Below are 21,684 nucleotides of genomic sequence, written 5' to 3'. Positions count from 1 at the left end.
AGACAGGGCAATTCAAACGGTAGATCTTCTTCGCGCGTTTTTTTCCGCGGCTGCGCCGTGGAGATTTTCGCTTTGCGATTAACGTCCGTTAGTTTGTTGTGCGCTTGAAAGGAGCAATCGTTTGCGCTCTTTCGGTTTGCTTTCTCGTTTTCGTTTTCGTCAATAGCCCGTTCTCCTTTTCATAAGTCTTGCCTTGGCGCGCCGGTTCGCGGCACGATGCGCGATTACTTTCGTTTTAGGTCAGCATCGCGTATGCAAGATTCTCTGCAAAAAATGGCGGCGCGTGCCGGCGTGCTGAAGGGCGTTCTTCCTTTGAGCCGGATTGCGGCGGCGCGCGATGCGCTGGCCGGTGTGCAGCTTGCGTCGATGGATATTCCGCAGGTCCTCGGCTATGCGCGCATTGCCGGCATGCCGGCCGTCACCGGGCTCTACACGGTGTTCCTGCCGCTCGTCGCGTTCGCGTTCTTCGGTGCTTCGCGGCATCTGGTCGTCGCCGCCGATTCGGCCACCGCGACGATCTTCGCGAGTCGTCTTTCGACGATGGCGCCCGCGTCGAGCGCCGAGTATGCGGCGCTCGTGGCGATGGTCGCGTTGCTGACGGCCGCGTTGCTGTTCGTCGCGCGCATCTTCAAGCTCGGCTTTCTCGCCGATTTCCTGTCGCGTACGGTGCTGGTCGGCTTTCTTGCGGGCGTCGGCGTGCAGGTCGGCATCGCGATGCTCGGCGACATGCTCGGCGTGCCCGGACATGCGGCGAGCAGCGTGAAACAACTGCTGCTCGTCGTGAGCGACGCCGCGCAGATCAATCGGCCGACCCTGGCGATCTCGCTGCTCGTGGTGACCGCGATTCTCGTCTGCAAACGTTTCTGGCCGCGCCTGCCGGTGCCGTTGGTCGCGGTCGTCGCGGGCATTGCCGCGAGCGATGTGTTCGGATTCGCCGCGCACGGCATCTCCATCCTCGGACCGGTGGAGGGCGGATTGCCGCCGCTGCGGGTTGCGTCGGTGACGTGGCAGCAGATGCTCGATCTCGTGCCGGTCGCGGCGTCGTGCTTCGTGATGATCGTCGCGCAAAGCGCCGCGGCGAGCCGGGTGTTCGCCGACCGCTATCACGAGCCGATCGATACCAACGCAGACCTGCTCGGCATCGCGGCCGCCAACGCGGCGGCGGCGTTTTCCGGCGCGTTCGTCGTCAACGGCAGCCTGACCCAGACCGCGATGGCCGATCGCGCCGGCACGCGCAGCCAGTTCGCGCAGCTCGTGTTCGCGGCGGTCGTGGTGGTCGTGCTGCTGTTTTTCAGCCGCTATCTGCAGTATCTGCCGCACTGCATTCTCGCGAGCATCGTGTTTACGATCGCGGTCGGCCTGATCGATCTGCAGTCGCTCTTTTCGATTCGCCGCGAAAGTCCCGGCGAATTCGCGCTGGCTTTGTTCACGGCGGCGGCGGTCGTGCTGATCGGCGTCGAGCACGGCATTCTGGTCGCCGTTGCGTTGTCGTTGCTGCGTCACGTGCGACACAGCTACCGCCCCCACACGATGATGCTCGCGCCCAACGGCGACGGCATGTGGGTGCCGGTGCCGGCGGTGCCCGGCGTGGAGACCGCGCCTGGGTTGATCGTCTATCGTTTCGGCGCCGATCTGTTCTACGCGAACGATCATTTTTTCGTCGACGATACGCGCCGCCTGATCGATCACGCACCGAATGCCGTGCGCTGGTTCGTCGTCGATGCGAGCGCGATTACGGATGTCGATTATTCGGCGGCGCGCTCGGTGGGCGAGTTGTGCTCGGCGCTCAAGCGCAATGGGATCGAGGTGGTCTTTGCGCGGGTGAATCGCTATTTGCGCTCGGATATGGATCGGCATGGAATCACGCCGATCGTCGAGGAGCGCTGTATTTTCGGCACGCTGCATGAGGCGCTGAGCATGGCGGGAGTGGAGAATCCGCATGAGCGGGTCAAGGGGGCGCCATAACGGGCCGCCCTGGCTTCGCACTGAGGCGGCGCATGCCGCGAACACCGCCTCGGACGGGCAAATTGCCAGCAAACGTTGTCTGCGCCTCATTTGTTGTCGCTTGCCTCAATTATTCTGACGTTCCGCTTCGACTGGCAGATATCGATTACAGGAACATGAACAGCTTCGATTCGACCATCGAAACATATCTGTCCAGCATACACTTCGGTCATTTCGCGACCCAATCGATACAAGCCATCGCCGACCTCTACACCTTTAAACGCCTGGTACTGATTGCCGTGCTTTGGTGGATCTGGTTTCAGCAAGACGGGCGCCCCGAATGGCGGCGCGAAATAGTTCTCGCGACGCTTCTCAGCGGTGTCGTGGCGCTCTTCGTCGGAAGGCTGCTGGCGTGCAAACATCCATGACCCGCGCGGAGCGCCACGGCGCATGCCGATATTCTTGAGGTTCGCCTGGCGCCGCCTTTCAGTGAGCTGAGATTAGCGAGCACACTCTATTGCCATCTCATGCGATATTCTGTCTAATGAATTCAGAATAAAACGTCCGATTTATTCGGCACGCTGACTTAGTCGACGGGGTTCACTTCATGTACTCTCTGCTGCCGCTCAAGGCCCAGGTGCGCCGTCACGCGCGAACGCTCGCCGGGTATTTTCCAGCTCCATTTTCACGCGACGAATCAAGCAGTGTCGACATCCTCGGTGTCATGACCCCCGGGCTGCTGAACGGGAACACCCTGCTGAACCTCAACTACGGCGAAGTGGACCACTTCACCGGCAAGACCCGCGCGACGGGCACCTTATTCGTCGCAATTGGCGACGACTTCGTGCGCGTCGCCACTTCGGTCAAAAGGCAAACCGGCGAGCGGGCCGTGGGCACGGTACTCGACCGCTCGCATCCCGGCTATCGGATGCTGCGCGGCGGGCAACCCTACACCGGTTACGCGACGCTATTCGGCAAGCAATACATGACACGGTACGAGCCGATCCGGGACAGTTCTGGCGAGGTAATCGGCGCGCTGTATGTCGGCCTCGACGTCAGTGAGGTGTGGAACCTGTCGATCGGAGCCAGACTCGCGCTGCTTACCCTGGCCGCCAATACCGTACTTCTGCTGGCCTATGGTCGGCTGCTGGAGGCCGTGATCCTCCCCGACCGAGCGAGCCCGGGAGCGGCGTTGCCCGCTTTCCTGCAAACCGGGGTGATCGGCTTCGGGCTACTCGGCGCGCTGCTGGTCAGCGCGCTGGTCTTCGTGACGACCCGGCGCGGTCTCGGCATGCAACTGCTCGAAGCGAAGGCCGCCGCCGAAAAACTCGCGGCCGGCGATTTGACCGCGCAAGTTCATGTCAGCCGGCGCGACGAACTGGGCCAGTTGATGCAGGCAATGAACGGCATCAGTGTCGGTTTGGCCTCGGTAGTCGGCAACGTCCGACGTGCCTCGGATATGATCGCGCTGGGCGCGCGCGAAATTGCGGCCGGCAACGCGGAGCTTTCGTCCCGCACCGAGGCGCAGGCTGGCTCGCTCGAGGAAACCGCGTCGACGATGGAACAATTGACGGCGATGGTCCGCGCCAATGCCGAACGCGCTTCGCACGCCAACCAACACATCGCCTCGGCCTCCGATCTCGCGGTCAAAGGCGGCACCGTGGTGGGGCATGTGGTGACCACCATGTCGTTGATCCGCGGCAGTTCACACAAGATCGTCGACATCATTAGCATGATCGACTCAATTGCCTTTCAGACCAATATCCTGGCTTTGAACGCGGCCGTCGAGGCAGCCCGCGCCGGCGACCAGGGACGCGGCTTTGCGGTCGTCGCCGCCGAGGTGCGCAGCCTGGCCCAACGCAGCGCCACGGCCGCCAGGGAAATCAAGGCGCTGATCACCGACTCGGTCGGCAACGTCAATGCAGGCGGCGAACTGGTCGACCAGGCTGGCCGGGACATGACCGAAATCGTCACGGCTGTCGATAGTGTGGTCACTTTGATGGGTGAGATTACCCACGCGAGCAACGAGCAAAGTACCGGCATCGGCGAAGTCAACCGCGCGATCGGGCAGATGGACGAGATGACCCAGCAGAACGTTGCCCTGGTGGAGCAGGTGGCAGCCGCGGCAGCCAGCATGCAAGAACAGGCGTCCACATTGGAAGATGCCGTGCAGGTATTTCGGCTGGTAGGCGACGGGCAAACTGACATTCGCCCCATACGATGAGCGCTGCGCGCGAGGTGCACGCAGGCGTTTCTCGCACTTTCCTGCACTAGAATGGTTATTGCCGACGTCGTAGACGTATCTGGTCAGCCCGACGTGCGGGATTCTCGTTGGAGGAATGCCATGCCGACTTACCGGTACAGGTGTGAGAAGTGCGGTGAGATGTTCGAACATGCCGAGCATCTTGCTGAACATGAAAACGCTCATCCGGCTTGCCCAAAGTGCGGAAGCGAGAAGGTTCTGCACACACCCACGCTATTTGTGCCGAAAACCTCCAGAAAGAGCTGAAACCTGTCTGACCGGGCGACGGCAAAATCCGGGCCATTTGCAGCCGTTGCCCATGCTTTCGTGCGGACATTCGTGCGTCGGTTCTGTCCTGCCGGCGGATCTTCGTTCGCCGATCGTCCCGTCGCCTTGTGGGATGGCGTAAGCCGGTTGCCGACTGTGCGGCGCGTGTTTATCAGGAGCCTGAAACGGGATGTCACACCGAAAACGCCGACTCGTTTGAAATCCTTGCACATCTGCGAGACGTGAGCCGACTTGCGCTCCAGACTCGGGCCGTTTCAACCTCGTGCCTGCTCACGGGCAGCAAGACGAAGGAGATTGGGTATCTCGATGGGAGCATGCAAATCTGGAAATAGACAGTGCGTGCTGCCAGATTGACGGCGCGGTACGCATGATAGGCAACGTCATTTGCGCGTGGTTGCCGTTATGCGGTTGTTTAACTTCAACGGTGCGTAGTTTCCATCCGCTGACCGTCACGGGTCGGGGCGTAGGCTGGCGTAAGAATGGATCACGCGCAGCGCGTTGAGCGTATTCTATGAAGCTTCTTGCCGAATTCGTCGGTAGGCCGTGAGGGTCCCGCTTGTTTACGACGAAGAATCGAAACTCGTCGACCTGAACACCGACGAACTACTCGAAGCGTTGAGCGCAATCGCGCGCCTCAAGAAGCATTTCCGTGTTATGGACCCGAGCGCTGCGCTGGCCGAGGTCGCGCGTTTCGTGCGCGGCGAACAGCAACTGGTTCCATGCATCGGTGGCAGCAAGTACTTTTATATCGACTGGAACCTCGATGTTTGGCGTTGCGAGGCGTGGCCTGAGCCGATGGGCTCCGTCTTCGACCTCGACCGCCTGCCCGATCAACGGCAACCCTGCAATGACTGCATGATGGGATGCTACCGGCATGCCAGCATTCTGATGCACGGTGCCGTCGCCGTGACCGACTCGGTGTATGCGCTGGGCAAGGGGCAGCTTCGGGCTGCTGTTGGCTTGTTGTTCCAGCGCAGCGTTGCGTATTCGGTGTGGGCGCTTTCAGTCGAAGAACTACCTCGGGCGGCGCTCATCTCGTTCGCAAGACGGACTGGCCAACGCCGTTCCACGCCGCAAGCTGAATGAGCTCGATTTCCGCGACTGAGGTCCCTGGGGGAGACGGCTCGCCCAGTCGAACGCCCGTCCGCGTTACTCGACCGGCGCAACCGCGCCTCCCGACAAGGTCTCGATGAGGGCCTTAGATGATTGCGGGCAAGCCGCTTTCACCGCTGAACCCATCGGCTGTGCTCAGCATCGGAAGCGAGAAAACTGTCATTGGACCGATTCCATTGCCTAAGATCAAGCTACGCGCTCCGTGAGGAAAGCACCCGCGGCTCGCGAACGGCTTTATTGTCGCGCTCCCCTTTTTTCGCGCGACTTTTCCACAAGGAGGTCACGATGAAATCAGAGGACAAGGGCGACGTGCGCGCTTTCGTGCAAACGGCCGAGCAGAGTGGCGAGCATGTCTGGGTCATCACGCTGGTCGACTTCGCGGCCCGTGAGGTCAAACGCTCGCTCGTTTCGGACGAGACGTATGCGACCTCCGCCGCTGCCAGAGATGCCGGCGAGGCTCATTTGAAGGCACTGGAGCAAGACCGCTAGGTCCACGCACTGCCGCCTTGCTTTCGCGCGTGGACGTACTAACGTTGGACTATAAGTACACGGGCGGTAATGGGGCGGAAGAGGGCAAAGTTCATGGCCAGTACGCAAGGAACCACCGGATCGCCGTTTGCGGCGTCCGTCGAAGCGGGCAGCTATCGCGTCACGCGACCGCAAAGCGCAAGCGATGTGATCGGCCTGCTGCAAGCGCGCGATATTCAGATGGTCGATCTGAAATTCACCGACTTGCCCGGACTCTGGCAGCATTTTTCGATCACGCTTCCCGAGGTTCACGACGACCTGTTCAGCGCCGGCATCGGTTTCGATGGTTCATCGATCCGCGGCTTTCAGGAGATCCACGAGTCCGACATGCTGCTGCGGCCTGACCCGGCAACGGCCTTCGTCGACCCGGCTTGCGGCACGCCGACGCTGTCGATCATTTGCGACGTCGTCGATCCCGTGCTGCGGCAGCCGTATTCGCGCGATCCGCGCTACGTGGCGAAAAAGGCGGAGAACTATCTGCGCCAGACGGGCATCGCGACGACGTGTTATTTCGGGCCGGAGCTCGAATTCTTCATCTTCGACTCCATCCGCTTCGGCCAGGATCAGCACTGCGGCTACTACTACGTCGAGTCGGGTGAGGGCGACTGGACCACCGGTCGCGACGAAGGCGCATACGGCGGTGGCAACCTCGGCTACAAGCAGCGCTACAAGGAGGGCTATTTTCCGGTGCCGCCTCATGACACGCTGCAGGAGATCCGCTCGGAAATCGCGCTGACGCTCCAGCAGGCGGGCGTACAGATCGAAGTGCATCACCACGAAGTTGCGACCGCGGGACAGAACGAGATCGACATGCGCTTTACGACGCTGACCCGCATGGCCGACAACGTAATGATCTACAAGTACGTCTGCAAGAACGTCGCGCGTCGGCACGGCAAGGTCGCAACCTTCATGCCGAAGCCGCTGTTCGCCGACAATGCGAGCGGCATGCATTGTCACCAGAGCCTGTGGAAAGACGAACAGAACCTCTTTTACGACGCGGGCGGCTGGGCGCTGACTTCGGACCTGTGCCGCTGGTACATCGGCGGATTGCTCCAGCACGCACCCGCGCTGATGGCCTTCTGCGCGCCGACGACGAATTCATACAAACGCCTGGTACCGGGATATGAGGCGCCCGTCAATCTGGCGATGTCGCAGCGCAACCGGTCGGCCGCGGCGCGCATTCCGATGTATTCGGATTCGGCGAACGCGCGGCGCGTCGAATTTCGCTGTCCGGACCCGTCGGCCAACGCATATCTTGCTTTCGCCGCGATGCTGATGGCCGGCCTCGACGGCATTGAAAACAAGACCGATCCCGGCGAGCCGCTCGACCGCAACATCTACGATCTGCCGCCCGAAGAAGCCCGCAACATACGGCAGGTGCCGGGCTCCCTCGACGCGGCGCTGGCCGCGCTCGAAACCGATAACACGTTCCTGCGCAAAGGCGATGTCTTTACCGACGACGTGATCCAGACATGGATCGACTACAAGCGCAGCCGCGAGATCGACACCATCAAATTGCGTCCGCATCCATGGGAGTTTTATCTGTACTTCGATATCTAGAAGAACAACGCAGGCGGTGACTCGGTCTTGGTACTAGAGCGCCTCGATGCGAGCGCCTCGCGACTCAATCGTCCGCGAAAAAATGGCCGATGAAAATGCAGCCAGCCGCGAGCGTGGCGCCCAGCGCCGCGACCGTATAAGCCAGCCTGACACCGTGCCACAAGCTATCGAACCATTGATGCAACTGCGCCATTAGCACTGCCGCGTTGCCGCCGATTTGCTGTAGCTTGATCTGATAGCGCGGATCGATCATGCCGTACATCGCGACCGCGCTGTCGGGCGGCGGCACGCTCACGTAGATGAGCACCGCGGCGATCAGGCTGACGACCAGGATCGCCGCGCCGGTGAGATAGAGCCGCTTTTGCAGCGGCGAGCGTTGGTTGGAAGGAGGTGCGTCGTGGTCTTTGCCGTTCATCGTTGCGTGGGTGGGTGCCGTCGTTGATGGAGCCGAACCGCCAGTATCGCAGAGCGTGGCCTCGGGCGACCCAGACGCGCCCGACCCACCTCAACTCTTCGACGTCAACAATTTGACCCCCGCAATGCCGAACATCACCGCGAGCGAGCCATCGAGCCAGCGCCGGATCGCCGTATAGACGCGGCGTGCGGACGCCGTCGAAAACAGCACCGCGTAGCTGCTGAATACCGTCGCGCCGATCACCATGCAGCCCAGCACGACCGGCGTCACGTGCGCGGCGCCGTGTACCGGCGACATCGCGAGCGACACGATCGACAGCCACACCAGCACCGCTTTCGGATTCGTGAGATGCAGCAAAAGACCACGCAGATAGAGTCGCACGAGCGGTTCGTCGACGCGCGCCGCGCTCGCGGCCGGCTTGCCGGCGCTCCACGCCGAGCGTGCGGACTTGAAGCCGAGCCACAGCAGATACAAGCCGCCCGCGATCCGGATCGCGACGAGGCATTCCGAGTAGGCGGCGAGCACCGCCGACAAGCCGAGCGACGCGAGCAGCGCCCATGAGAACGAGCCCGACACCACGCCGAGCGCGAACACCAGTGCCGCGCGTCGGCCCGCGCTCATCGCGAGCGACATGATCGCGAGATTGCTCGGCCCAGGGCTCGCGGTGCCGACGAAATAGGCGCTGTAGGCGATCAGGACATCGGCGGTGAGCAGAGGGCTGGCGATCATGGCGGGCAAATGCAAGGGCGGAGCGCGTGTTCGACAATGCAATGCAACGCGCCACACAGCCGGATGAATGAAGCAACGATTCTGCGCGCCGTCGCGCGCGACTCACAGATACAGTTGCGCGTACGTATGGCAGCACACTCGATGCGAACCCGAAGCGAACTCGCATCGAATGCGGCGTGCAAAGCGCTCAACCGTGCGCCGCGCTCGCAATACACTCCGCCAACGCATCGGCGACCACCGGCCGGCTATGCCGCGGCCGCAGCACGAGCCCGATCTCGCGCTCGAAGCTCGCATCGCCGAGTTCGAGTGCGACGACGCTCGCTGGCCATTTGCCGAGCCCGGCCGTATTCGGAATCAGCGCGACACCCATGCCGCGCGCGACCAGTTGCACGATCGCCTGCAATTCGTCGAGCTCGACCGCATCGCGCACGCCAAGGCGCGCGCGCCGCAGAAAACGGTCGACGAGCCGTCCGCCGAACGACGCGCGGTCGTAGCGGATGAACGGCTCGCTGCGCAGCAGTTCGCGCCACGAGCGGCCGCCGCGCGCAAGCTTTTTCGGCGCGAGCAGCACGAACGGTTCGGCGACGAGCGTGCGCCATTCGAGTTCCGACGGCAGCGCGAACGGCGGTTTGATGATGACGGCCAGATCGAGCTCGCCCGAGTCGACCTGGCCGAGCAGCCCCAGCGACACGCCCGGCACCACGCGAATCCGCCAGCCGGGACGGTCGTTGCGAAAGCGCGCGAGCGCGTCGGCGAGCAGCGACACCTGCGCGGACGCGATCGCGCCGACCCGCAGCATGCCGCTTTCGGCGGCGCCGCCGCTGCGCTCGGAGAGCCGCGCATAGAGCGTCATCATTTCCTCTGCGAGCGCGAGCGTTTCGCGGCCCGCCTCGTTGAGCGTCGCAGAGCGGCCGGTGCGGTCGAACAGCTGAAAGCCGAGTTCCTGTTCGAGCCGCTGCATCTGCGCGCTGACGGCCGATTGCGTGAGCCCGATGCGCGCGCCCGCGCCGGAGAACGTGCCGTACTGGCTGACGGCGATGAAGGTTTTCAACTCGCTGAGCATGATCAATCAATCGATTTTGGTGATGGTCAGGTCAAATATATATCGTTTCTCAACATTTTTATTCATGATTAAACTTTGCTTCAACTGAACCGGTTGCCAGTCGTGCCAGTCGTAATTCATCCTCACATCCACCCCAGCGAGTCTCCTATCATGAGCGTTGCCGAAACCGCTTTGCCGCCGTTCCACCTGGCGTTTCCTGTTCATAGCCTCGCCGCCGCGCGCGAGTTCTACGGCGAATTGCTCGGCTGCCCGGAAGGGCGCAGTTCGGACGCATGGGTCGATTTCAATTTCTACGGTCATCAGATCGTCGCGCATCTGGCGCCGGACGAAGTCGGTCACCGTCATACCAGCGCAGTGGATGGCGACGCGGTGCCGGTGCGCCACTTCGGCGCGGTGCTGTCGATGGAGCAATGGCAGGCCGCCGCGGACAAACTGCAGAAGGCCGGCATCGAATTCATCATCGAGCCGCATGTGCGCTTCAAGGGCGAGGTCGGCGAGCAGGCGACGATGTTCTTCCTCGATCCGTCGGGTAATGCGCTCGAGTTCAAGGCGTTCGCCGATATGTCGTCGCTGTTCGCCAAATAAGCGTCGCGGGCGTTGACGCCAGGATACGGATGACTGCAAATGAAGGCCGGTCGACCATTCAGGTTGACCGGCCTATTTTCGTTGAAGGGGATGGCCGCACGGAGCAAAATTGCCCCGTCGTGCGAATCAATCTGAAAGCATGTTTCATATTATTCAGCCAAAAAACGTGCCGCGTATCAGCAAACGTTTCATTAACTGCGCGTAAATTTATTCAACAAACGTTTGCTTTGCGGCTAATTCGCAGCTAATTCGGCGAGAGCCCTTCGCCTCCAAAAATGGCGCATTTGCTTTCAACAAGCTTCCTGACGATTTCGCCATTTTCATGCCATGCAGGCGTTGGTGCCATCGATCTAGCATAAGCGCAGATTCAATCCCTCCCTCCACCCGCATTTTCTCTGGCCCGTTTCAATGTGGATCGTCAACGTAGCGCTTAAGCGGCCATACACGTTCATCGTGATGGCAATTCTGATCGTGCTGGCGACGCCCTTCGTGCTGTTCACCATGCCCGTCGACGTGCTGCCGGATATCAACATTCCGGTCGTCAGCATCATCTGGACGTATACGGGGCTGTCGGCCGAAGACATGGCCACCCGTATCACGTCGGTCAACGAGCGCAGTCTGACCACGACGGTCAACGACATCGAACATATCGAATCGCAATCGCTCCCCGGCATCGCGATCCTGAAGGTGTTTCTGCAGCCGAACGCGAACATCCAGACGGCGATCGCGCAGACGGTCGCCATCGAGCAGGCGCAATTGAAGCAGATGCCGCCGGGCGCCACCGCGCCGCTGGTCATCAGCTACTCGGCTTCCAGCATTCCAGTCATCCAGCTCGGCCTGTCGAGTCCGAAACTCTCGGAGCAGGATCTCAACGACACCGCGCTGAACTTCCTGCGACCGCAACTGGTGACGATTCCGGGCGCGGCCGTGCCATATCCGTATGGCGGCAAATCGCGGCTGATCTCGGTCGACCTCGACACGCGCGCGCTGCTGGCCAAGGGCCTGACACCTGCCGACGTGGTCAACGCGTTCAACGCGCAAAACCTGATTCTGCCCACCGGCACGGCCAAGATCGGGCCGAAGGAATACACGGTCGAAATGAACGGGTCGCCGCCGACATTGGAAGGTCTCAACGACATTCCGGTGCGCACCGTCAACGGTGCGACGACCTACCTGCGTGAAGTCGCGCATGTGCGCGACGGCTTCTCGCCGCAGACCAACATCGTGCGGCAGAACGGTCATCGCGGCGTGCTGATGTCGGTGCTGAAGAACGGCAACGCGTCGACGCTGTCGATCGTCGATACGTTGAAAGCCATTTTGCCGGCCGCGCGCGCCGCGCTGCCGCCGGATCTGCAGATCACCGCGCTGTTCGACCAGTCGGTATTCGTGAAGGCGGCGGTGCAGGGTGTGGTGCGCGAAGCGCTGGCCGCCGCCGCGCTGACCGCCGCGATGATCCTGCTGTTCCTTGGCAACTGGCGCAGCACCTGCATCATCGCGATCTCGATTCCGCTGTCCATTCTGTCGTCGCTGATCGTGCTGCACGCGCTCGGGCAGACCATCAACATCATGACGCTGGGCGGCCTCGCGCTCGCGGTCGGCATCTTGGTGGACGACGCGACCGTGACGATCGAGAACATCGAGCGGCACCTGCACTTGGGCACGAATCTGCACGATGCGATTCTCGAAGGCGCCGGCGAAATCGCAGTGCCGGCGCTCGTCTCGACACTGTGTATCTGTATCGTGTTCGTGCCGATGTTCTTCCTGACCGGCGTCGCGCGCTATCTGTTCGTGCCGCTCGCGGAAGCGGTGGTGTTCGCGATGCTCGCTTCGTACATCCTGTCGCGTACGCTCGTGCCGACGCTCGCGATGCTGCTGATGGGCCACGCGCACAAGCCGAAGGCGGGCACGAAGCCGAATCTGTTCATGCGTCTGTATCACCGCTTCGACGCAGGCTTCGAGCGCATGCGCGCGACTTACATCATGATCCTGAGCAGCCTGCTCGTGCGTCGCAAGATGTTCGGCGCGCTGTTCCTCGGTTTCTGCGTGCTGTCGATGGGCCTGTTCTTTGCACTCGGTGAAGACTTCTTTCCGAGCGTCGACGCGGGCGACATCCGTCTGCACATGCGCGCGCCGACCGGCACGCGTATCGAAGAAACCGCGCGGCTGGCCGACGAGGTCGAGAAGGTGATCCGCGAAGTCGTGCCGACCAGGGAGTTGGGCACGATTCTCGACAACCTCGGCGTACCGTATAGCGGCATCAATCTGTCGTATAGCAATGCGGGCACGATGGGCACGCTCGACGGCGAGATCCAGATTGCATTGAACGAAGGCCACAAGCCGTCGCAGATCTACATGGACAAGCTGCGCGCGATCCTGCCGCAGCGTTTCCCGGGCGTCGAGTTCTTCTTTCAGCCGGCCGATATCGTCACGCAGATCCTGAACTTCGGCCTGCCTGCCGCGGTGGACGTGCAGATTTCGGGCGCGAATCAGCAGGGCAACCTCGACGTCGCGCGCAAGCTGCTGAAGCAGGTGCGACTGATTCCCGGCACCGTCGACACGCATATCCAGCAGAAGCTCGACGAACCGGTGATCGATCTGCACATGGACCGCACCCGCCTGCAACAACTGAACCTGACCGCGAACGACGTCGCGCAGAACGTGCTCGTTTCGCTGTCGGGCAGCTCGCAGACGTCGCCGGGCTTCTGGGTCAACAACAGGAACGGCGTGGAATACAAGGTGGCGGTGCAGACGCCGCAGTACCAGGTGTCTTCGATCGACGAACTGTTGCGCACCCCGGTCTCGGCCACGATGAACGGGCCGACGCAACTGCTCGGCAACCTCGTGCAGATCTCGCCGAAGAGCCAGTTCGCGGAAGTCACGCATTACAACATCCGTCCGGTGATCGATCTGTATGTGAGCGTTGAAAAGCGCGATCTCGGCAGCGTGGCGAATCAGGTCGACAAGATCGTCGACGAGGTGCGCGGCTCGCTGCCACGCGGCAGCACGATCACCGTGCGCGGCCAGGTACAGACGATGCGCAGTTCGTTCTTTGGGCTCGGCATCGGCGTCGCGATGGCGATCGTGCTCGTGTATCTGCTGATCGTCGTGAACTTCCAGTCGTGGGTCGATCCGCTGATCATCGTCAGCGCGTTGCCGGCGGCGCTCGCGGGCATCGTGTGGATGCTGTTCCTGACCGGCACCCATCTGAGCGTGCCGGCGCTGACCGGCGCGATCATGACGATGGGCGTCGCGACCGCGAACAGTATTCTGATGGTCTCGTTCGCGCGCCAGCGGCTGTCGGCCGGCGCGCCGCCGCTCACGGCCGCGCTCGAAGCCGGCGCGAGCCGGATTCGTCCGGTGCTGATGACCGCGTTCGCGATGATCATCGGCATGATTCCGATGGCGCTCGGTCTCGGCGAGGGCGCCGAGCAGAATGCGCCGCTTGGCCGCGCGGTGATCGGCGGGTTGCTGTTCGCGACCGTATCGACGCTGTTTTTCGTGCCGCTCGTGTTTGCGGGAATTCATTCGTGGCTCGCGCGCCGTCATAAGAACGGCGGCGACGACGACAACGGCGGTGGCGACGCTGGCGACGATGGCGGTGGCAGTGGCAGTGGCGGCCATAGTGACACCCCCGCACCGGAACCCAGCAGTGCGGCGACGCCCGCGTAAAAGTTAAACGATGGTTGACTGAGATGACCGAAAAAACTCATGCATCGCTAGCGATCCCCGCGCGGGAAACCGAAGAAGGAGAGCACCGGCTGCCGCCGCGCCATCGCGAATGGAAGCGCGCGAAGATCGCCGTCGTGATCGTGCTCGTGCTGCTCGTGGCAGGCACACTTCGCACCGTGATCGCGAACGTGCTGCAAAACCGCGAAGTCGCGGCGATCGCGCAGCAGAACGCCACGCAGTACGTGAACGTCGTCACGCCGACCCAGACCGAGGGCGGCGGCGACACGCTGCTGCCGGGCACGCTGCGCGGCTATGTCGAGTCGCCGATCTACGCACGCGCGACCGGCTATCTGCTGCACTGGTACGCCGACATCGGCACCCACGTGAAGCAGGGGCAACTGCTCGCCGAGCTCGATACGCCGGAAATCGACCAGGAACTCGCGCAGGCTCTGGCACAGCGTCAGCAGATCAATTCGAGCCTCGCGCTCGCGAAGACCTCGCTGGAACGCTGGCAGCAGCTGCGCCAGCGCGATGCGGTGTCGCAGCAGGAGCTCGACGAACGGCAAAGCACGTACACGCAGGACCTCGCGAATCTCGCGGCCGCCGATGCGAACGTCAAGCGTCTGCAGCAGCTCGAATCGTTCAAGCGGATCGTCGCGCCGTTTACCGGCGTAGTCACGCAGCGCAACGTCGACGTCGGCGATCTGATCGACGCGGGCAGCGGCACGAGCCGTGCGTTGTTCGCGCTTGCTCAATCGGACCCGTTGCGCGTCTATGTGCAGTTGCCGCAGGCCTACGCGCAGAACGTCGCGGTCGGGCAGAAGGTCGTGGTCACGCAGGCCGAGCTGCCGGGCCAGCAGTTCAACGGCAAGATCACGCATATTTCTGGCGCGATCGACGTACCCACGCGCTCGTTGCAGATCGAAGTGACGCTGCCGAATCCCGACGACAAGCTGCGCCCCGGCGCGTACGTGCAGGTCGCGGTGCCGGCCGCCGCGCATGCGCGTCTCACGGTGCCAGGCAACGCGCTGCTGTTTCGCGCGGAGGGTCCGCGCCTCGCGGTCGTCGATGCAAAGGGCAACGTGAGCCTGCGCAAGGTCGTGATCGCGGTGGACCTCGGACAGCAGCTCGAAATCGAAAGCGGTATCTCGCCGAGCGATCGCATCATCGTCAACCCGAGCGATTCGATTGCCGATGGCGATCACGTGCAGGTGCAGCCGCTGCAGAAGAACGGCAAGGGGGCGTCGTGATGTTCGCGGCTTCACGCCAGGCGCGTACGCGTGGCACTGTCTTCACCGCGCTGAGCGCGTGCGCCGGCGCGGCGCTGCTCGCCGCGTGCACGGTCGGCCCGGACTATCAGCGGCCGCAGGCCGAAGTGCCGCCCGAATGGCACACCGATTCGTTCTGGCGCGTCGCCGCGCCGTCGCATGCGCCGATCGCGCCGGACTGGTGGACGGGCTTCGCCGACCCGACGCTCGCGACGCTCGAAACCCAGGCACTCGCGCAGAACCAGACGCTCGCCGCGGCGAGCGCGCACTACGAGCAGGCGAAGGCGACGCTCGCGAACACCAGCGCGCAGCGCGTGCCGGAAGTCGATTTCAACGCACAGGCCTCGCGCTTCCGTATTTCGCACGACCGGCCGCTGACGAACTACGCGACGCCGACCGAATCGACGGTGCAGAACAACCTCCAGCTCGGGCCGACGATCAGCTACGACACCGATCTGTTCGGCCGCATCCGTCGTCAGGTCGAGGGCGCGCAGGCGTCGGCCGAACAGTCGGCGGACGATCTCGCGAACGCGCGCCTCGTGCTGACGACCGACCTCGCCACCGACTACTTCTCGCTGCGTGAGCTCGACCGCGAGATCGACGTGCTGAACCAGTCGGTGAAGCTGCAGCAGAAAGCGCTCGACTACGTGAACACCGAGCACGATCTCGGTTCGGTATCGGGCCTCGACGTGCTGCAGCAGAAATCGCAGCTCGATTCGACGCGCGTGCAGGCGCAACTGCTGCTCAATCAGCGCGCGCAGTTCGAGCATGCGATCGCCGCGCTGGTCGGCGTGCCGGCACCGCAGTTCGCGATCGAGCCGAAGGTACTCGACATCAAGGCGCCGACCGTACCGCTCGGCGTGCCGAGCGACGTGCTGCAAAGGCGTCCCGACGTCGCCTCGGCGGAACGTGCGATGGCGGCGGCCAACGCGCAGATCGGCGTGGCCAAGGCGGCGTTCTTCCCGAGCCTCACGCTGACGCCGGGCATCGGCTGGGAGAGCACCGAGTTCGCCAATCTGCTGAGCGCGCCGACGCTGATGTGGACGCTCGGCGCGACGGTCGGTCAAGTGATCTTCGACGGCGGCCGGCGCGCGGCCAACGTCCAGTACGCGAGCGCGGGCTACAAGGCGACCGAGGCGAATTATCGGCAGACCGTGCTGAGCGCGTTCCAGCAGGTACAGGACGGCATCACAGGACTGTCGGTGCTCGACGGCGCGGCGAAGCAGTCGCGCGAGGCGGTCGAGGACGCGCAGCGGCTGCTGTCGCTCGCGAACGATCGCTATTCGGGCGGCCTCGTCGCGTATCTGAACGTGATCGACGCGCAGGAGTCGCTGCTGACCAACGAGCGCACGGACGTGCAGATTCACGGCCAGCAGTTGACGCTGTCGGTGGCGCTCGTGAAGGCGCTCGGCGGCGGCTGGGAGGGCGGCGCGCAAGGTGGCGCAATGGCCGGGAACGAGGCTACCCGTACGAACGCGACAGCGAACGTCGCCAGTGCTACGGCATCGCCGCAGCAAGCGCCAGCCGGCGGCGCGCAGCAGAGGGAGATGCCGGCTCCTGCACACTGAATCGCCCGGCAGAGCTTCCATGCCGAGGGAGTGGGATCGGCGCGAGGCATTAGGGGCGTTTCGTATAATGGACAGTTGACCGCCAAACGTGGCATGGGGACGCGGATGAAATTGCTGATCGTTGAAGACGAGCACAAGGTGGTGGACTACCTGCGCTCCGGTTTGACAGAGCAGGGCTGGGTCGTCGATGTCGCGCTCGACGGCGAGGAAGGCATGCATCTGGCCACCGAATTCGATTACGACGTGATCGTCCTCGACGTGATGCTGCCTAAGCGCGACGGCTTCAGCGTGCTGAAGGCGCTGCGCATGCGCAAGTCGACGCCGGTCATCATGCTGACCGCGCGCGATCACGTGAACGACCGCGTGCGCGGCCTGCGCGAAGGCGCGGACGACTACCTGACCAAACCGTTCTCGTTCCTCGAACTGGTCGAGCGTCTGCACGCGCTCGCGCGCCGCACGCGTTCGCAGGAGTCCACGTTGATTTCCGTCGGCGATCTGTTCGTCGATCTAATCGGCCGCCGCGCGACGCGCGACGGCGTACGCCTCGACCTGACCGCCAAAGAGTTTCAACTGCTCAGCGTGCTCGCGCGCCGTCAGGGCGACATTCTGTCGAAGACCGCGATCACCGAACTCGTGTGGGACGTCAACTTCGACAGCCATACGAACGTCGTCGAGACCGCGATCAAGCGGCTGCGCGCGAAGCTCGACGGCCCGTTCCCGTCGAAGCTGCTGCACACGGTGCGCGGCATGGGCTACGTGCTCGAAGTGCGCGAAGAGGCCGAGACATCATGAACCGTTCGATTGCCCGCCGTCTCGCGTCGATGTTCGCGCTGGTCGCGCTGTTCGTGTTTACGCTCGTCGGCACGGGGCTCTTTCTGGTGCTGCGCACGCAGCTCGAACATCATCTGCGCGAGTCGCTCGACGATCGCACGCAAATCGCGCGCATCATCGTCTATCACGCGGTGACGCCCGAAAAATGGCGGATGTGCCGCGAAAAACTCACCGACATGACGCCGCACGACGGCAGCACCGTGTACTCGGTGACGAGCGCGGACCCGAGCTATCACTTCGGCTCGCCGGTGCAGGGCACCGTCACGAAGAGCTGGCCGGGCGGCTATGCGCGCATCGCGCCGGCGGGCGGCGGCCCCGACATGCTGACCTCGACGGTGAGCTTGCCCGCCAACGCCGCGCGGCCGCCGGTGCAGTTGCAGGTCGCGTCGAGCTATTCACCGAACCTGCGCACGATGCGCGTGTTCGGCTCGGCGCTCGCGGCGTTGTCCGCGCTCGGCAGCCTCGCGGTGCTGCTGCTCAGCTACTCGGTCACGCGCATCGGTCTCGCACCGCTCACGCGTCTGACGCGCGACGCATCGGCGGTCAGCCCGAACAACCGCTCGCAGCGCCTGAACACCGCGTCGCTGCCGCTCGAACTGAACGACCTCGCGAACTCGTTCAACGGCGCGCTCGAACGGCTCGACGGCGCCTACGGCCGGCTCGAATCGTTCAACGCGGACGTCGCGCATGAACTGCGCACGCCGGTCACGATCCTGATCGGCCAGACCGAGGTCGCGCTGACCCGCAACCGCTCGGTCGACGATCTGCGCCACACGCTGCAATCGAATCTCGAAGAATTCGAGCGGATGCGCACGATCATCAACGACATGCTGTTCCTCGCGCGCGCCGATCAGGGCGAACGCGCGACGGGGCTCGTCGAGGTGTCGCTCGCGGCGGAACTCGCGCATACGCTCGAGTTTCTGGAGATTCCGCTCGAAGAGGCGCACGTGCATGCGCAGTTGCACGGCGATGCGTTCGCGCGCGTGAACCGGTCGCTATTCGGCCGCGCATGCACGAACCTGCTGATGAACGCGATCCAGCATTGCGAGCCGGGCGCGTCGATCAGCGTGACGATCGCGCGCGGGAAAGGACCGATGCGCGACCAGGTGCGCGTCGCCGTGGCAAATCCTGGCGAGCCGATCGCGCCGGACGTGCTCGAACATCTGTTCGATCGTTTCTATCGCGCGGAAGTCTCGCGCACCAATAGCCGCGAAAACCACGGGCTCGGGCTCGCGATCGTGAAGGCGATCGCGGAGATGCATCGCGGCACCGTGTCCGCGCACAGCGCCAACGGCGTCAACACGTTCTCGTTTTCGGTGGCGGCGTCGGCGCTGTCCACGTCAGGCGACGTGCCGGCCATGCGTGCGAACCCGACCGGCGTCGCCGGCGACAGCGCCTATTCGTCGCTCGCGAAAGGCAAGTCGGCCTGAACCGGCAGGCGCGGCTTCAGCGCCTGTTCGCTGGCCGACGTCAGCGTGCTGATGCGCACGCCCAATAGCCGCAGCTTGCGGTTCAACTCCACGCGTCGCAAACATTCGGTCGCCGCGCGGCGGATTTCGCTCGCGTCGGCGGTCGGTTCGTCGAGCGTCAGGTCGCGCGTGACGGTGTGGAAGTCGTCGTAGCGCAGCTTGATGCCGATCGTGCGGCCCACGTAACCCTTGCGCACGAGATCGTCGGCGACACGCACGCACAGCCCCGTAAACGCGCTCGATAACGCCGGTCGATCGTGGCGCGGATGCAGATCGCGCTCGAACGTGGTCTCGCGGCTGATCGACTTCGGCTCCGATTCGACCACCAAGGGCCGCTCGTCGTGACCTTGCGCGACCTGCATCAGCCAGGCGGAATAGCTGCGCCCGAAGTTGTCCTGTAACAACCCGGCGTCGGCGGCGGCCAGATCGCCGACCATCGCGAGGCCGAGTGTGGTCAGCTTCTGCGCGGCCTTCGGGCCGATGCCGTTGACCTTGCGTACCTGCAGCGGCCACACGCGCAGCGGTATATCGGCCGGCGTGAGGATCGTCAGGCCGTCAGGCTTGTCGAGTTCGGAGCCGATCTTCGCGAGCAGCTTGTTCGGCGCGACGCAGATCGAACACGTGAGACCGGTGGCCTGATGAACGGCGTCCTTGATGCGCCGGCCGATGTCGGCTGGTTCGCCCGCCAGGTCGGTCAGGTCGATATAGATCTCGTCGATGCCGCGATCCTCGATGCGGTCCGTGAACGTCCTGACGGCGGCCTTGAAAAGACGCGAGTAGTGGCGGTATGAATCGAAGTCGGTCGGCAGCAGGATCGCGTCGGGCGCGAGCGCGGCGGCCTTCATCATGCCCATCGCCGAAAACACGCCGAGCGCGCGCGCCTCGTAGGTCGAGGTGGTCACGACGCCGCGGCCCGCGTAATCGCGTAGCTTCGCGAAGCGCCTGCTGCCGTCTTCGAGCACCTGCGGCGCGCTGTTGCGCCCGCCGCCGATCACCACCGCGCGCCCGCGCAACTCCGGATAGCGCAGCAGCTCGACGGACGCGTAAAACGCGTCCATGTCGAGGTGCGCGATGCGGCGGGTTGGCGAATTCATGGGAGTTGAAGCGGGCGATGGCAATGAACGAAAGCGGTGACGGCGCGCGTCGCGACGCCGCCAGCCCGTAATGGTACCTTGCCGCGCTCGCCTCCGGTCAGGGCCGGCGCGGCCGGCCGCACGCGTGTCGTTCAACGCGTTGTTGAGAAAGCGGATTCAACGTGAGCGGCGAGGATCTGCGCACGCCGCGCTTTCTTAACCTGATCACCGCGAGGCTCGCCGGAACCGGCCTGCGTCCCGCGCAGATCAGGATCGAAGCGACCGAGCGCAGTTGCCTGAACGCCGATGCGACCCGGCAGACGATCGCGGCCTTCCGAAGCGCCGGCCACCCGGTCTATATCGACGATTTCGGCACCGGCTATTCGAACCTCGCCTATTTGCAGACTTTCATGATCGACGCTCTGAAGATCGACAAATCGTTCGTCGACACGATCGCCCAACAGGCGGCGTCGAGCATCGTTGCGGCGCATATCCTCGACATGGCGCACGAATTAGGGGTCGAGATCGTGGCGGAGGGAATCGAGCGCGACGAGCAGGTCGAGTATCTGCTGCGCCGAGGCGTTCAGTACGGACAGGGCTGGCTGTTCGCGAAGGCCATGCGCCGCGAGGAACTGGTCGCATGGCTGGAGGCGCGCCGCGCGTCGCACGCGCCGGCGCAGCCCGCGATCCAGTAGTTCGGCGCCCGGCCGTGCCGGGCGTGATGCGCTTACTGCTTGACGCCTTCGGCCTGGATATGCAGCGTGGTCTTCATGTTGAAGCCGTACGCCTTGCCGAAGTCGATGCCGAAATCGTCGCGATTGAACGTCGCGACCGATTCGGTGCCGCACACTTCGCGCTTCAGCATCGGGTGCTGGATGCACTTGAACGATTCGATCTTCAGGTTGACCGGTTTCGTGACGCCGTGCAGCGTCAGCGTGCCGATCACTTCGACCGGCTTGTCGCCGTCGAAGCGGATCTGCGTGCCCTTGTAGGTCGCGGTCGGGAACTTCGCGGTGTCGAAGAACTTGTCGCCGACCAGTTCCTCGTTGAGCTTGTCGTTGCCGATGCCGACCGAGGTCATGTCGATTGTCGCCTCGACCGTGCCGGTCTTCGCCGCGCGATCGAGCACGACGGTGCCGCTGCTTTTCTGGAACTTGCCGCGCCAGATCGACAGGCCGCCGAAGTGGTCGGTCTCGAAGCTCGGCGACGTGTGCGTCGGATCGAGCAGGTAGGTTTCGGCGGCGGCCATCGCGTTGAACGAGCATGCAGCGGCGAGCGCGCCGGCGGCGAGCAGGAAGGATTGCTTCAAGTTGGACTCCAGAGGTCGAAGGGTAAGGCG

17 protein-coding genes and 2 pseudogenes are annotated in these 21,684 nt (G+C 63.5%); 14 read left to right on the top strand and 5 right to left on the bottom strand.

Going from position 1 to position 21,684, the window contains the following annotated elements; translation table 11 throughout:
• The first annotated feature begins 252 nt into the window (after positions 1-252).
• The 7 genes and pseudogenes from HWY30_RS21605 to glnA all read left to right on the top strand — a co-directional run bounded on the left by HWY30_RS21605 (position 253) and on the right by glnA (position 7,675).
• Complete coding sequence (locus HWY30_RS21605; protein ID WP_090806406.1) at positions 253-1,965, top strand: SulP family inorganic anion transporter; 1,713 nt, start codon at positions 253-255, stop codon at positions 1,963-1,965.
• A 155-nt stretch (positions 1,966-2,120) separates the two neighbouring features.
• Positions 2,121-2,354 (top strand): annotated as a pseudogene (locus HWY30_RS21600) (phosphatase PAP2 family protein); the annotation flags it as partial.
• A 197-nt stretch (positions 2,355-2,551) separates the two neighbouring features.
• Positions 2,552-4,168 (top strand): methyl-accepting chemotaxis protein, encoded by a 1,617-nt coding sequence (locus HWY30_RS21595; RefSeq protein ID WP_090806404.1) that lies wholly within the window; start codon positions 2,552-2,554, stop codon positions 4,166-4,168.
• 51 nt (positions 4,169-4,219) lie between these two features.
• Entirely contained in the window at positions 4,220-4,453 is a 234-nt protein-coding gene (locus tag HWY30_RS21590) for an FmdB family zinc ribbon protein (RefSeq protein WP_425199391.1), read from the top strand.
• A gap of 636 nt (positions 4,454-5,089) precedes the next feature.
• On the top strand, positions 5,090-5,560 hold the full coding sequence (locus HWY30_RS21585; RefSeq protein WP_244144956.1) for a hypothetical protein: 471 nt from the start codon (positions 5,090-5,092) through the stop codon (positions 5,558-5,560).
• A gap of 312 nt (positions 5,561-5,872) precedes the next feature.
• On the top strand, positions 5,873-6,076 hold the full coding sequence (locus HWY30_RS21580; RefSeq protein ID WP_090806402.1) for a hypothetical protein: 204 nt from the start codon (positions 5,873-5,875) through the stop codon (positions 6,074-6,076).
• A gap of 93 nt (positions 6,077-6,169) precedes the next feature.
• A complete protein-coding gene (gene glnA / locus HWY30_RS21575; protein WP_090806400.1) occupies positions 6,170-7,675 on the top strand; it encodes a type I glutamate--ammonia ligase in 1,506 nt (501 codons plus the stop codon).
• 64 nt (positions 7,676-7,739) lie between these two features.
• Here glnA and HWY30_RS21570 read toward each other — a convergent pair whose 3' ends face one another.
• The 3 genes from HWY30_RS21570 to HWY30_RS21560 all read right to left on the bottom strand — a co-directional run bounded on the left by HWY30_RS21570 (position 7,740) and on the right by HWY30_RS21560 (position 9,882).
• Positions 7,740-8,090, bottom strand: a complete 351-nt coding sequence (locus HWY30_RS21570) for a hypothetical protein (protein WP_090806398.1) — start codon at positions 8,088-8,090, stop codon at positions 7,740-7,742.
• Positions 8,091-8,180: 90 nt separating this feature from the next.
• Positions 8,181-8,819, bottom strand: a complete 639-nt coding sequence (locus tag HWY30_RS21565; protein ID WP_090806395.1) for a LysE family translocator — start codon at positions 8,817-8,819, stop codon at positions 8,181-8,183.
• A 187-nt stretch (positions 8,820-9,006) separates the two neighbouring features.
• Complete coding sequence (locus HWY30_RS21560; protein ID WP_090810114.1) at positions 9,007-9,882, bottom strand: LysR family transcriptional regulator; 876 nt, start codon at positions 9,880-9,882, stop codon at positions 9,007-9,009.
• 150 nt (positions 9,883-10,032) lie between these two features.
• Between HWY30_RS21560 and HWY30_RS21555 the strand changes: the two genes are divergently transcribed.
• The 6 genes from HWY30_RS21555 (at position 10,033) to HWY30_RS21530 (ending at position 19,233) form a co-directional block, all read left to right on the top strand.
• Entirely contained in the window at positions 10,033-10,467 is a 435-nt protein-coding gene (locus HWY30_RS21555; RefSeq protein WP_008918388.1) for a VOC family protein, read from the top strand.
• Between the two features lie 408 nt (positions 10,468-10,875).
• Complete coding sequence (locus HWY30_RS21550) at positions 10,876-14,136, top strand: efflux RND transporter permease subunit (RefSeq protein WP_090806393.1); 3,261 nt, start codon at positions 10,876-10,878, stop codon at positions 14,134-14,136.
• Between the two features lie 23 nt (positions 14,137-14,159).
• A complete protein-coding gene (locus HWY30_RS21545) occupies positions 14,160-15,386 on the top strand; it encodes an efflux RND transporter periplasmic adaptor subunit (protein ID WP_090806391.1) in 1,227 nt (408 codons plus the stop codon).
• Positions 15,386-16,972 (top strand): efflux transporter outer membrane subunit, encoded by a 1,587-nt coding sequence (locus HWY30_RS21540; RefSeq protein ID WP_090806389.1) that lies wholly within the window; start codon positions 15,386-15,388, stop codon positions 16,970-16,972. The genes HWY30_RS21545 and HWY30_RS21540 overlap by 1 nt, the downstream gene beginning before the upstream one ends.
• A gap of 105 nt (positions 16,973-17,077) precedes the next feature.
• Complete coding sequence (locus tag HWY30_RS21535) at positions 17,078-17,764, top strand: heavy metal response regulator transcription factor (RefSeq protein WP_018424874.1); 687 nt, start codon at positions 17,078-17,080, stop codon at positions 17,762-17,764.
• Positions 17,761-19,233, top strand: a complete 1,473-nt coding sequence (locus HWY30_RS21530) for a heavy metal sensor histidine kinase (RefSeq protein WP_090806387.1) — start codon at positions 17,761-17,763, stop codon at positions 19,231-19,233. Before HWY30_RS21535 ends, HWY30_RS21530 begins: the two co-directional genes overlap by 4 nt.
• Here HWY30_RS21530 and dinB read toward each other — a convergent pair.
• Positions 19,200-20,366 carry a DNA polymerase IV gene (gene dinB / locus HWY30_RS21525; protein ID WP_090806385.1) on the bottom strand — a complete coding sequence of 389 codons (1,167 nt, stop codon included), beginning with the start codon at positions 20,364-20,366 and terminating at the stop codon, positions 19,200-19,202. The genes HWY30_RS21530 and dinB overlap by 34 nt on opposite strands.
• A 158-nt stretch (positions 20,367-20,524) precedes the next feature.
• On the opposite strand from dinB, the pseudogene HWY30_RS21520 reads away from it, so the two are divergent.
• Positions 20,525-21,040: pseudogene (locus tag HWY30_RS21520) on the top strand (EAL domain-containing protein); the annotation flags it as partial.
• A 32-nt stretch (positions 21,041-21,072) separates the two neighbouring features.
• On the opposite strand, the gene HWY30_RS21515 reads toward HWY30_RS21520, so the two are convergent.
• Positions 21,073-21,654 carry a YceI family protein gene (locus HWY30_RS21515; protein ID WP_090806381.1) on the bottom strand — a complete coding sequence of 194 codons (582 nt, stop codon included), beginning with the start codon at positions 21,652-21,654 and terminating at the stop codon, positions 21,073-21,075.
• Positions 21,655-21,684 lie beyond the last annotated feature (30 nt).

Origin of the sequence: Paraburkholderia tuberum STM678, from assembly GCF_902833905.1 — a bacterium.
Lineage (GTDB): Bacteria > Pseudomonadota > Gammaproteobacteria > Burkholderiales > Burkholderiaceae > Paraburkholderia > Paraburkholderia tuberum.
Note: the sequence above shows the minus strand (reverse complement) of the source record. Positions and strands in the feature narration are given on the sequence as shown.

Bases quoted from the DNA above. Each gene is read 5' to 3' on its own strand.
- HWY30_RS21570 (WP_090806398.1), bottom strand. From the start codon at position 8,090: ATGAACGGCAAAGACCACGACGCACCTCCTTCCAACCAACGCTCGCCG.
- HWY30_RS21555 (WP_008918388.1), top strand. From the start codon at position 10,033: ATGAGCGTTGCCGAAACCGCTTTGCCGCCGTTCCACCTGGCGTTTCCT.
- HWY30_RS21530 (WP_090806387.1), top strand. From the start codon at position 17,761: ATGAACCGTTCGATTGCCCGCCGTCTCGCGTCGATGTTCGCGCTGGTC.
- HWY30_RS21595 (WP_090806404.1), top strand. From the start codon at position 2,552: ATGTACTCTCTGCTGCCGCTCAAGGCCCAGGTGCGCCGTCACGCGCGA.
- HWY30_RS21550 (WP_090806393.1), top strand. From the start codon at position 10,876: ATGTGGATCGTCAACGTAGCGCTTAAGCGGCCATACACGTTCATCGTG.
- glnA (WP_090806400.1), top strand. From the start codon at position 6,170: ATGGCCAGTACGCAAGGAACCACCGGATCGCCGTTTGCGGCGTCCGTC.
- dinB (WP_090806385.1), bottom strand. From the start codon at position 20,366: ATGAATTCGCCAACCCGCCGCATCGCGCACCTCGACATGGACGCGTTT.
- HWY30_RS21535 (WP_018424874.1), top strand. From the start codon at position 17,078: ATGAAATTGCTGATCGTTGAAGACGAGCACAAGGTGGTGGACTACCTG.
- HWY30_RS21565 (WP_090806395.1), bottom strand. From the start codon at position 8,819: ATGATCGCCAGCCCTCTGCTCACCGCCGATGTCCTGATCGCCTACAGC.
- HWY30_RS21590 (WP_425199391.1), top strand. From the start codon at position 4,220: ATGGTTATTGCCGACGTCGTAGACGTATCTGGTCAGCCCGACGTGCGG.
- HWY30_RS21545 (WP_090806391.1), top strand. From the start codon at position 14,160: ATGACCGAAAAAACTCATGCATCGCTAGCGATCCCCGCGCGGGAAACC.
- HWY30_RS21540 (WP_090806389.1), top strand. From the start codon at position 15,386: ATGTTCGCGGCTTCACGCCAGGCGCGTACGCGTGGCACTGTCTTCACC.
- HWY30_RS21605 (WP_090806406.1), top strand. From the start codon at position 253: ATGCAAGATTCTCTGCAAAAAATGGCGGCGCGTGCCGGCGTGCTGAAG.
- HWY30_RS21560 (WP_090810114.1), bottom strand. From the start codon at position 9,882: ATGCTCAGCGAGTTGAAAACCTTCATCGCCGTCAGCCAGTACGGCACG.
- HWY30_RS21580 (WP_090806402.1), top strand. From the start codon at position 5,873: ATGAAATCAGAGGACAAGGGCGACGTGCGCGCTTTCGTGCAAACGGCC.